The sequence below is a fragment of the Ramlibacter sp. genome (assembly GCF_041916345.1).
Classification (GTDB): Bacteria; Pseudomonadota; Gammaproteobacteria; order Burkholderiales; family Burkholderiaceae_C; genus Ramlibacter.
In genome coordinates this window covers 1-10,626 of the sequence record NZ_JAYRZR010000111.1, presented here as the reverse complement: position 1 = coordinate 10,626, position 10,626 = coordinate 1, and the positions used below count along the sequence as shown (strand labels likewise).

The 10,626-nt window shown below is 69.7% G+C and carries 12 protein-coding genes; 6 read left to right on the top strand and 6 right to left on the bottom strand.

What is annotated here, in order from left to right; translation table 11 throughout:
* The 3 genes from ACE3T5_RS19350 to phaC all read right to left on the bottom strand — a co-directional run.
* Positions 1 to 373 (bottom strand): SDR family NAD(P)-dependent oxidoreductase (locus ACE3T5_RS19350; RefSeq protein ID WP_374669742.1); only part of this gene is annotated, 373 nt, incomplete at its 3' end.
* A 42-nt stretch (positions 374 to 415) separates the two neighbouring features.
* Positions 416 to 1,597, bottom strand: coding sequence for an acetyl-CoA C-acetyltransferase (locus tag ACE3T5_RS19345; protein ID WP_374669741.1), 1,182 nt, complete (start codon positions 1,595 to 1,597; stop codon positions 416 to 418).
* 55 nt (positions 1,598 to 1,652) lie between these two features.
* Positions 1,653 to 3,341, bottom strand: coding sequence for a class I poly(R)-hydroxyalkanoic acid synthase (phaC, locus tag ACE3T5_RS19340; protein WP_374669740.1), 1,689 nt, complete (start codon positions 3,339 to 3,341; stop codon positions 1,653 to 1,655).
* A 92-nt stretch (positions 3,342 to 3,433) separates the two neighbouring features.
* Here phaC and ACE3T5_RS19335 point away from each other — a divergent pair, with 92 nt between their 5' ends.
* Positions 3,434 to 3,721, top strand: a complete 288-nt coding sequence (locus ACE3T5_RS19335) for a hypothetical protein (protein ID WP_374669743.1) — start codon at positions 3,434 to 3,436, stop codon at positions 3,719 to 3,721.
* Here the strand turns inward: ACE3T5_RS19335 and pgeF are convergent.
* Both pgeF and maiA read right to left on the bottom strand, forming a co-directional pair.
* Positions 3,653 to 4,423: a peptidoglycan editing factor PgeF gene (gene pgeF / locus ACE3T5_RS19330; protein ID WP_374669739.1), complete on the bottom strand. Its 771-nt coding sequence runs from the start codon at positions 4,421 to 4,423 to the stop codon at positions 3,653 to 3,655. The genes ACE3T5_RS19335 and pgeF overlap by 69 nt on opposite strands.
* Before the next feature lie 134 nt (positions 4,424 to 4,557).
* On the bottom strand, positions 4,558 to 5,199 hold the full coding sequence (gene maiA, locus ACE3T5_RS19325) for a maleylacetoacetate isomerase (protein WP_374669738.1): 642 nt from the start codon (positions 5,197 to 5,199) through the stop codon (positions 4,558 to 4,560).
* A gap of 78 nt (positions 5,200 to 5,277) precedes the next feature.
* Here maiA and ACE3T5_RS19320 point away from each other — a divergent pair, with 78 nt between their 5' ends.
* Positions 5,278 to 6,225: an alpha/beta hydrolase gene (locus ACE3T5_RS19320; protein WP_374669737.1), complete on the top strand. Its 948-nt coding sequence runs from the start codon at positions 5,278 to 5,280 to the stop codon at positions 6,223 to 6,225.
* A 22-nt stretch (positions 6,226 to 6,247) separates the two neighbouring features.
* Here the strand turns inward: ACE3T5_RS19320 and ACE3T5_RS19315 are convergent, their stop codons facing one another.
* Entirely contained in the window at positions 6,248 to 6,970 is a 723-nt protein-coding gene (locus ACE3T5_RS19315; protein ID WP_374669736.1) for a GntR family transcriptional regulator, read from the bottom strand.
* A 67-nt stretch (positions 6,971 to 7,037) separates the two neighbouring features.
* Between ACE3T5_RS19315 and ACE3T5_RS19310 the strand changes: the two genes are divergently transcribed.
* Genes ACE3T5_RS19310 through ACE3T5_RS19295 form a run of 4 tightly spaced genes read left to right on the top strand, consistent with a single transcriptional unit; the run spans position 7,038 to position 10,584 of the window.
* Positions 7,038 to 8,453, top strand: coding sequence for a Rieske 2Fe-2S domain-containing protein (locus tag ACE3T5_RS19310; protein ID WP_374669735.1), 1,416 nt, complete (start codon positions 7,038 to 7,040; stop codon positions 8,451 to 8,453).
* Positions 8,450 to 9,928, top strand: a complete 1,479-nt coding sequence (locus tag ACE3T5_RS19305) for a glutamine synthetase family protein (RefSeq protein WP_374669734.1) — start codon at positions 8,450 to 8,452, stop codon at positions 9,926 to 9,928. Before ACE3T5_RS19310 ends, ACE3T5_RS19305 begins: the two co-directional genes overlap by 4 nt.
* A gap of 2 nt (positions 9,929 to 9,930) precedes the next feature.
* A complete protein-coding gene (locus ACE3T5_RS19300; RefSeq protein ID WP_374669733.1) occupies positions 9,931 to 10,257 on the top strand; it encodes a 2Fe-2S iron-sulfur cluster-binding protein in 327 nt (108 codons plus the stop codon).
* Between the two features lie 18 nt (positions 10,258 to 10,275).
* Complete coding sequence (locus ACE3T5_RS19295; protein WP_374669732.1) at positions 10,276 to 10,584, top strand: antibiotic biosynthesis monooxygenase; 309 nt, start codon at positions 10,276 to 10,278, stop codon at positions 10,582 to 10,584.
* Positions 10,585 to 10,626 lie beyond the last annotated feature (42 nt).

Here is a 10,626-nt window from a genome sequence, read left to right as displayed (position 1 = left end):
CGGGCACCACCTGCTTGGTGACGTTGAACATGGAGTTGAGGTTGGTCTCGATCACCGCGTCCCAGTCTTCGCGGGTCATCTTCAGGAACATGCGGTCCCGCGTGATGCCGGCGTTGTTGACCAGCACGTCGATGGGGCCGTGCTCGGCCTTCGCCTTGCTGAAGGCCTGGACGGTGGAATCCCAGTCGGCCACATTGCCGACGGACGCGTAGAAGGTGAAGCCCAGCGCGGCCTGCTCACCCAGCCACTTGTTGAAGTCACGCGTGGGGCCGCAGCCGGCGATGACCTTGAAGCCTTCCTGGTGCAGGCGCTGGCAGATGGCGGTGCCGATGCCACCCATGCCGCCGGTGACGTAAGCGACTTTCTGACTCATGAATCGTTCTCCTGTGTGGTCGTCGTTGGTGTTGTAACCCGATCAGGCCCGCTCGACCGCGAGGGAAACCCCCATGCCGCCGCCGATGCACAGCGCGGCCAGGCCCTTCTTCGCGTCGCGGCGCTGCATTTCGTGCAGCAGCGTCACCAGGATGCGGCAGCCGGAGGCGCCGATCGGGTGGCCGATGGCGATGGCGCCGCCGTTCACGTTGACCTTGGCCGGGTCCAGGCCCAGCTCCTTGTTGACGGCGCATGCCTGGGCGGCGAAGGCCTCGTTCAGCTCGAACAGGTCCACGTCCTGCGCGTTCCAGCCGGCGCGCTGCAGCGCCTTGCGCGAAGCCGGCACCGGGCCCATGCCCATGGTGGCGGGGTCCAGGCCGGAGGTGCCGAAGGCGGCGATGCGCGCCAGCGGCTTCAGGCCGAGCGCGGCGGCCTTCTTCGCGGACATCACCACCACGGCGGCGGCGCCGTCGTTGATGCCCGAGGCATTGCCGGCCGTGACCGAACCCGCCTTGTCGAAGGCCGGGCGCAGGCCGGCCAATGCTTCGGCGCTGGTCTTCTTGTTGATGAACTCGTCGGTGTTGAACACCAGCGGGTCGCCCTTCCTCTGCGGGATGACGACGTCGACGATCTCGTCCTTGAAGCGGCCCGCCTCCTGCGCGGCGGCAGCCTTCTGCTGGCTGGCGAGCGCCAGGGCGTCCTGCGCGGCGCGGTCGATGCTGTAGGCCTTGGCCACGTTCTCGGCGGTGATGCCCATGTGGTACTGGTTGTACACGTCCCACAGGCCGTCGACGATCATGGAGTCGACCATCTTCCAGTCGCCCATGCGCTGGCCGTCGCGCGAGCCCATCAGGACGTGCGGCGACGCGCTCATGTTCTCCTGGCCGCCGGCGACCACGATCTCGCTGTCGCCCCAGGCCACCGCCTGCGCCGCCAGCATCACGGCCTTCAGGCCGGAGCCGCACACCGCGTTGATCGTCAGGGCCGGCACTTCCTTGGGCAGGCCGGCCTTCAGCGCGGCCTGCCGCGCCGGGTTCTGGCCGGAGCCCGCGGCCAGCACCTGGCCCATGATCACCTCGCCCACCAGGGCGGGGTCGACCTTGGCGCGGGCCAGGGCCTCGCGCACCACGATGGCACCCAGCTCGGGCGCGGCCAACTTGGCGAGCGAGCCGCCGAACTTGCCCACGGCAGTGCGTGCGGCGGAAACGATGACGATGTCTTCCATGACGGTCTCCTGTGTGATTGTCTGAATGGGGGGTTCAGGCCGGGGCGGCGCGCCCTCAGGCCTTGTCCTTGACGTAGCGGCCGGGCGCCGCCTCGATGGCCTTGTACTTCGTGCCCTTGCCGTACGACTTGGGCGCGGGGATCTGCTTGCCGGCGTGGGCCTTGAGCCACGCGGCCCAGTCGGGCCACCAGCTGCCGGCGTGCTCGGTCGCGCCCTTCTGCCAGGCGTCGAAGGTGGCGGGCAGCTTGTCGTTGGTCCAATAGGACCGCTTGTTCTTGGAGGGCGGGTTGATCACGCCGGCGATGTGGCCCGAGGCACCCATGACGAAGCGCTTCTTGCCCGGCAGGTGCTTCACGCTGGCGTAGGCGCCCCCGATGGGCACGATGTGGTCCTCGCGCGAGCCGTAGATGAACACCGGGATGTCGACGCTGGAGAGGTCCACCTTCTCGCCGCAGACCGTGCAATGGCCCGGCTTCACGAGGTTGTTCTCCAGGTAGGTGTTGCGCAGGTACCAGGTGTACATGGGCCCCGGCAGGTTGGTGGAGTCGCTGTTCCAGTACAGCAGGTCGAAGGGAGGGGGCGTCTCGCCCTTCAGGTAGTTGCCGACCACGTAGTTCCACACCAGGTCGTTCGGCCGCAGGAAGCTGAACGTGGACGCCAGGTCCTGGCCCTTCATCAGGCCGCCCTGGCCCAGCTGCATCTCGCGGAACTTGACCATCGGCTCGTCGACGAAGATGTCCAGCACGCCCGTGTCGGAGAAGTCGAGGAAGGTGGTGAGGAAGGTCGCGCTGGCCACCGGCTTCTCGCCGCGCGCCGCCAGCACGGCGAGCGCCGTGCCGAGGATGGTGCCGCCCACGCAGAAGCCGAGCGCGTTGATCTGCTTCGCGCCGGAGATCTCCTGCACAACGCCGATGGCCTTGATGGCCGCGTCGCCGATGTAGTCGTCCCAGGTCTTCTGCGCCAGGGATTCATCGGGGTTGCGCCAGCTCACCACGAAGGTGCGGTGGCCCTGCTCCACCAGGTAGCGGATCAGCGAGTTGTCCGGCTGCAGGTCGAGGATGTAGAACTTGTTGATGCAGGGCGGGATGACGAGGAACGGCCGCTCATGCACCTTCGCGGTGAGCGGCTTGTACTCGATCAGCTGGAACAGCTCGTTCTCGAACACCACCGCGCCCTCGGTCGTGGCCACGTTGCGGCCGACCTCGAAGGCGCTCTCGTCAGTCATCGACACATGGCCCTGGCGGATGTCCGACAGCAGGTTCTGCATGCCGCGCGCGATGCTCTCGCCCTGCGTCTCGATCGCCTTCTGCTGGGCGTCGGCGTTGAGCGCGAGGAAGTTGCTGGGCGCCGAGGCGGCAAGCCACTGTTCCACCCCGAAGCGCAGCCGCGCCTTGGTCTTGGGATCGGCGTCGGCGGCATCCGCCAGGCCCATCAGGGTGCGGGCGTTCAGCAGGTACACCGCCGCCGAGAAGGCCGCCATCGGATTGCGCGACCAGGCTTCGCTGGCGAAGCGCTTGTCGGCCGGATGGAAGCCGCCGGTGAGCGCCTGGTTCCAGATCTCGGTGGCCTCGCGCACATAGTCCTGCTGCAGGGCCTGCAGCTTGCCGGGATCGAACTGCAGGTGCGGCACCGCACCCGCCTCGCCGCCGGCACGCTGGAAGGCCTGCAGGGCCTGGCCCCACTGCGACGTGAGGCCTTGCTGGAACTGCTGGGCCTGGGCAAACCAGTTGGCATCAGAATTCATGCTGTCTCCTGCTGTACTTATTCGGGTTAACCCGAAGTATCACATCATTTTTGCTGCGGCGCAACATCGCCATTCTTTTCCGCCGTGCTGACATGTACCTGATCGTCATCGCCTGGATTTATGTCGCCCTGATGATGGCCGTGGCCGAGGCCACCCATGCCAATGGCAGCGTCCTGGGTGCCATTCTCACCTTTCTGATGTACGGTGTCGGCCCCGTCGCGCTGGTGGTTTACCTGATGGGACACCCCGGTCGTCGGCGCGCGCGGCAGGCGCGCGAGGCGCAGGCCGCGGCCGCGGCAGCAGACGCCGCCTCAGCCCAGCCAGATGGCGGCGGCGAGGCGGCCGCTCACGCGGTCGCGCCGGTGCGAAAAGAACCTTGAGGGCTGGCTCACGGTGCACCACGCGGTGCTGCCGTCGTTGCCGCTGATGGCGGTGATGCCCAGCGCGTGCAGCCGCCTGCGCGCCAGCGCCGGCAGGTCCGCCAAGTCCTTGCCCTCACGCAGCGGGCGAAAGCAGCGGTCCGCGCCGGGGTCCGTGGCCATGAAGGCCGCACGCACCTCGGGCCCGACTTCGAACGCGTCCGGCCCGATGCAGGGCCCCAGCCACGCCAGCATGCCGGGTGCGGCGGCCTCGCTGCTTGCGGCCAGTTGAGGCCACACGGTGGCCCACAGCGTCTCCAGCACGCCCTGCCCGGCGTCACCGGCCAAGCCGCGCCAGCCGCAGTGCGCCGCGGCGACCACGCGCCCATCCCGATCCGCCAGCAGCAGCGGCAGGCAATCCGCCACCATGATCGTGCAGGCCACGCCTGGCTCGGCCGTCCAGCAGGCGTCAGCCTCGGTGCCATCGGGCGTTTCCGCCGTGACGTGCACCACCCCGCACCCATGGACCTGCTTCAGGTACACCGGCCGCACCCCCAGCGCCTGGGCGTGAAGCGCGCGGTTGCGCGCCACGGCGGCGGGCACGTCGCCCACGTGGTCCCCGAGGTTCAGGCTGTCATAGGGCGGCAGCGAGACACCGCCTGCGCGTTCCGTGCAGGCCGCCCGCACGCGTGAGGGGGCGGGCCACTGGGGCGCGATGAGCATGACGTTCCTGACGGCCTGGGGCGGGTGCGATGTCAACCGCTGGGGTTGCACCCCAGCCTACGAAGACACAGGTACGAAGCCCGCCCCTGTAGGCTGGCGGTGCAGCGAAGCGAAACCCCAGCGGTCCACGTTTCCTACCCCTCGAAGTCCGGACAGTTCGACGGCTGGGCCTGCTGGAAGGCCGGGTGGGCCATGCAGGCGTCGAAGGCCGACATCGTGCGGGTGAGGCCGCTGAAGTCGACGTCGAATCGGCGGCCGTTGAAGATCTGCGGCACCAGGCAGCAGTCCGCCAGCATGGGCGTGTCGCCGAAGCAGTAGCGGCCGGCCGGCAGCCGGGCCAGTTCCGCCTCGAACAGTTCCAGGCCGTTGCGCACCCAGTGGCGGTACCAGGTGTTCTTGGTCGCCTCGTCCACCTTGAGCTGATGGGTGAGGTACTTCAGCACGCGCAGGTTGTTCAGCGGGTGGATCTCGCAGGCGATGAGCTGGGCGAGCGCGCGCACGCGCGCACGGGCCACGGGATCCGAAGGCAGCAGCGGCGGCTGCGGGTGGGTCTCCTCCAGGTATTCGATGATCGCCATGGACTGGCCGAGCTGGTCGCCCGCGTCCGTCTCCAGCGTGGGCACCAGGGCCGAGGCAGAGACGGCGGTGTATTTCTCCTGGCGGTGCTCGCCCTTGACCAGATGGACCGGCACGTAGTCATAGGAGAGGCCCTTGAGCGCCAGCGCGATGCGCACCCGGAACGAGGCCGAGGAGCGGAAGTAGTTGTGCAGCTTCATGCGGGAAGCATAAACACAATCGCGCTGCGCTGCGCCCGGCATCGCCCTACACTGCCCGCCACACCGGAGGATTCATTCATGCTGCACCCCCAGGCCCGAGCCCTGCTGAACCTCATCGACGAGCGCGGCCTGCCGCCCACCCACACGCTCTCCCCCGCCGAGGCCCGGCGCTTCTACCGCGAGCGGCGCACCTTCACCCAGCCCGCGCCCCCCGAGGTGGCCGAAGTCGTGGATCTCGCCGCCAGCGGCCCGGCGGGTGCCATCCCGCTGCGCAGCTACCGCCCGCTCGGCTCGGCCGCGGCGGACCGGCTGCCGGTGCTGGTGTACTACCACGGCGGCGGCTGGGTGATCGGCGACCTGGACACGCATGACACGCTGTGCCGCGAGCTGTGCAACCTTTCCGGCTGCGCCGTGGTCGCCGTGGACTACCGGCTGGCGCCCGAGCATCCGTTCCCGGCCGCGATGGAGGATGCGCTGGCGGCCACGCGCTGGGTGCGCGACAACGCCGACACCCTGCGCGTCGATGCCTCGCGCCTGGCCGTGGGCGGCGACAGCGCTGGCGGCAACCTGGCGGCGGTCGTGGCACTGGCCCTGCGAGACGCCGGCGAACCGCAGCCGGTCTATCAACTCCTCATCTATCCGGCCACCGACCAGCGGCGCGGCGCGCCCTCGCACACCACGAATGGCGAGGGCTACCTGCTCACGCGCGACACCATGGACTACTTCCATGACCATTACCTGCCGGACCCCGCGCAGAACCTCGACTGGCGCGCCTCGCCGCTGCTGCACGCCGATCTGGCGGGCCTGCCGCCTGCGCTGGTGCTGACGGCCGGCTATGACCCGCTGCGCGATGAAGGCCTGCAGTACGCGCACGCCCTGTCCAGCGCCGGCACGCGCGCCACGCTGGTGAACTTCGAGCGGCAGATCCACGGCTTCATCACCATGGGCAAGGTCCTCGACGAGGCGAATGACGCCGTGCGGCTGTGCGCGGCGATGCTGCAGGCGGCCACTGCGCCCCGCGCCTGACCGGACACGCGCGAGGCCGTGATCAGCGGCCGACCACCAGCCGGATCGCGGGCAGCACGCGCTCGGTCTCGCTGCGGCGCTCCAGCGCCAGGCGCAGGTTCATCTGCGCCACCTCGGTGTGCTCCACCGCCAGCGCCTGCGCCCGGGCGCCTTCGCCGCGCTTGAGCGCATCGAACAGCATGTGATGCTGCCGGTGCGCGTAGTGCATCCAGTCGCGGTCCGCTTCCAGCGTGGACTGCATGGGCAGCATGCCCGAGGCCGGTGCGAAGGGCAGCTTGTCGTTCAGGGCAATGGCCCGCTGCAGCGCGCGGTTGCCCGATGCCTCCAGGATCAGCGCGTGGAAGCGGTCGTTGGCCTCCGCGTAGCGCGCATAGCTTTCCATCGTGAGCGGGTTCGCGGCCAGTGCCGCGTCGCACTCCGCCAGACAGGCGCGCAGGCCGCCCTCCAGCTGGCGCGAGACGCCGTGCTCGGCCACCAGTCGCGCGGCCATGCCTTCCAGATGGCCGCGCACGGCGATGGCATCCGCCACTTCCTGCGCGGTGAACTGCCGCACGACATAGCCGACGGTGTCGTTGGCTTCGACCAGGCCTTCCTGCTCCAGCGTGACGAGCGCGGCGCGCACCGGCGTCCGTGAGGCGCCCAGGCGCTCGGCCAGCTGCTGCTCCGCCAGGCGGCGGCCCGGCTCGAACTCGCCACGCAGGATCAGGTCGCGCAACTGCATCAGAACGGTTTCTTGCAGGCTCATGGCGTGAACTGTACACTGCATCACCAATTCGGTATACCGTTTTCACCCCCTCACCGAAAGCCACCCCATGAAGGCAGATCAGAACGAGCTCATCACCCGCATCGGCCCGGGCACCGCCTGTGGCGCCGTGATGCGCCAATACTGGCAGCCAGTGGCCCTGGTCGACGAGTTCGATCCCCGGCTGGACCCCCGCATGGCCGGCCGCCCGCTGAAGGCGGTGCGCGTGCTGGGCCAGGACCTGGTGCTGTTCAAGGACGACCAGGGCCGATGGGGTCTGCTGGATCGGGATTGCCCTCATCGCAATGCCGATCTCTCGTTCGGCCGGCACGAGGGCGACGGCCTGCGCTGCCCCTTCCACGGCTGGAAGTTCGACGCCACCGGCCGCTGCCTCGACACACCGGCCGAGCCCACGGGCAGCCGCCTCTGCGATCGCGTGCAGCAGCGCAGCTACCCGGTGATCGAGCGCAGCGGCGTGCTGTTTGGCTGGTTCGGCGATGCAGGCCGCGAGCCGCCGCCCTTCCCCGCCTTCGACTGCTTCACGGCGCCGGGCACCCACACCTTCGCATTCAAGGGCCTGTGGCATTGCAACTGGCTGCAGGCCTTCGAGGTCGGCATCGACCCGGCGCACCCCTCCTTCCTGCACCGCTTCCTGCAGGATGCCCCGCTCGATTCGATCGGCGACAACCCGGCCGGCAAGCAGTTCCGCAGCGCCAGCGCGGGGGAATTCCAGGGCGGCGAGCGCTGGCCGATGACGCGCATCATGCGCGAGTTCTGCCAGCCCGAGATCAGCTTCGAGAGCCAGCCCTGGGGCCTGCGGCTCACCGCCCTGCGCCCCATGACGGAGGAGCTGACCCATGTGCGCATCACCAACGCCATCTTCCCGCACACCTTCGTGATCCCGCTGTCGGAGACGCTCACCATCACGCAGATGCACGTGCCGGTGGATGACGAGCGCACCTACTGGTACTCGGTGTTCACCAGCTTCGCCGGCCCGGTGGACAAGGAGGCCATGCGCCAGCAGCGGCAGCAGTTCATCAGCCTGCCCGACTACATCCCCAAGGCGGGCCGCCACAACAACTGGGGCTTCAACGCCGACGAGCAGCGCAGCACCACCTACCTGGGCATGGGCGAGGAAGACATCAACGTGCACGACCAGTGGGCGGTGGAAAGCATGGGCGCCATCCAGGACCGCACGCGCGAGCACCTGGGCACCAGTGACAAGGTGATCATGGCCAACCGGCGCATGCTGCTGAAGGCCATCGAGACCGTGCAGGCAGGCGGCACGGCGCCCGGCGTGGCAGAGGCGGCGGTCGCGGCCGCCGCGCAGGGGCCGGACACGGTCGACGGCATCGCGCCCGCCGGCACCTGGGCCACCTGGTGGCAGGAGCGCGTGGCCGCCAAGCGGGCGGGCTCGCCCTGGCAGGCCGGCACCCCCGGCGCCGCGGCCCCGGCCGCCGGCTCGGCCACCACGCAACCCGCATGACGAGCTTCGCGGCCCGTTGCGGCCTGCAGGATGCCGCGCGCGAGCAGGCGGTGCGCCAGGTCGCGCAGCGCATCGAGGCCGAGCGGCTGGAGCTCGTGCGCTTCGCCTGGTGCGACCCGCACGGCGTGCTGCGCGGCAAGACGCTCGTCGCTTCAGCTGCGGAGGGCGCGCTGCGCGAGGGCGTGGGGCTGGTCAGCACCCTGATGCTGAAGGACACCTCCGACCGCACCGCCTACAAGGTGTTCGAGCCCGGTGGCACATCCACCCTGCCCGGTTTCGGCTTCGCCAACAACCTGATGCTGCTGGCGGATCCGGCCAGCTTCCGCGTGCTGCCGTGGACGCCCGGGACCGGCTGGTTGCGCGCGCAGCCCTGGTTCCAGGACGGCCAGCCGGTGGAGCTGGACACGCGCCGCGTGCTGCAGCGCGCGCTGCAGCGGCTGGAGGCGGCGGGCTTCGGCATGCGCTGCGGGCTGGAGGTCGAGTTCCACATCTACCGGCTGGAGGGCGAGCAACCCATGCTCGATCCGGCGCAGTCCGCCTGGCCGCCGCCGGCGCCGCAGGTGCGACTGGTGCACCCGGGCTACAACCTGCTCACCGAGGCCTGGTACGACCTCGCCGAGGAGCCGCTGCGCATCGTGCAGCGCACCGCGCAGGCGCTGGGCCTGCCGCTGCTGTCGCTGGAGGTGGAACTCGGCCCGAGCCAGGTGGAGGCAGTGTTCGACGCCACCGACGCGCTGACGGCGGCCGACAACATGGTGCTGTTCCGCAATGCCGTGCGCATGGCGCTGCGCCGCGCGGGCTACCACGCCACCTTCATGTGCCGCCCGCCCTTCCCGAACATCATGTCCAGCGGCTGGCACCTGCATCAGTCACTGGTGGATGCGAAGACGGGCCGCAACGTCTTTCGCCGCGAGGCGCCGGCCGCCGGCAGCACGCCCATCGACGCGGGCCACACCTTGTCGGCGGTCGGTGAGCAGTACCTGGCCGGCCTGCTGGCGCACGCGCGGGCCATGGCCGTCTTCTGCACGCCCACGGTGAACGGCTTCGGCCGCTTCCGCCCCAATGCCCTGGCGCCGCAGGCGGTGCTGTGGGGGCGTGACAACCGCGGCGCGATGCTGCGCGTGGTGGGTCAGTGCGGTGACGAAGGCACCCGCATCGAGAACCGCGTCGGCGAGCCTTCGGCCAACCCCTACCTGTACTTCGCCTCGCAGATCCACGCCGGGCTGGACGGCATCGAACGCGGCCTGCGCGCGCCGCCGGCCACCGATGCCCCCTACGCCGGCGGCGGCGAGCTGCTGCCCACCACCCTGGGCGAGGCTTTGCAGCACCTGCAGGCCGACGAGGCGCTGCGCCAGGCCTTCGGCCCCGACTTCATCGACTACTACGTCCGCCTCAAGCAGCCGGAGCAGCAACGCTACGATGCGGCGGAGGACAAGGACGAGTTCCACCGGCGCGAGTACTTCGGCCGCTTCTGACCATGTCCATCACCTGCCATCTCGTCCATGCGGACGGCACCACCACGACCATCAGCGCCCGTCCCGGCGAAAGCCTGATGCAGGCCGCCGTGGCCGCCAACGCCACCGGCATCGAGGCCGACTGTGGCGGCCTGCTCACCTGCGCCACCTGCCATGTCTACGTGCGCGAGCCCTTCGCCTCGCAACTGCCGCCGGCTGAGGCGGACGAGCGCGCGATGCTGGAGTTCACCGCCTCGCCCTGCCAGCCGAACAGCCGGCTGAGCTGCCAGATCGCCCTGGGCGAGGCGCTGGAGGGCCTGACGGTAGACTTGCCAGCCTCGCAGCACTGATCCCTGACGGAACGCACCATGATCCTGGAACTCGCCGACATCCGCATCGCCCATGGCCAGCAGGCGGCCTTCGACGAGGCCATCGACCGCGGACTGCGCACCGTGATCTCGCGCGCCGAAGGCATGCGCGGCTTCAAGGTGAACAAGGGCATCGAGTCGCCCGAGCGCTACGTGCTGCAGATCTTCTGGGACACGCTGGAGGACCACACGGTCAAGTTCCGGCAAGGCCCGCTGTTCGCCGAATGGCGCGCCATCGTCGGCCCGTTCTTCGCGCAGCCACCCGTGGTGGAGCACTTCACGCTGTTGACCAAGAGCGACCCGGCCTGAGCGGCCGGGCGTTCGCGCGCCTCAGGCCGCGTCCGCGTCCTG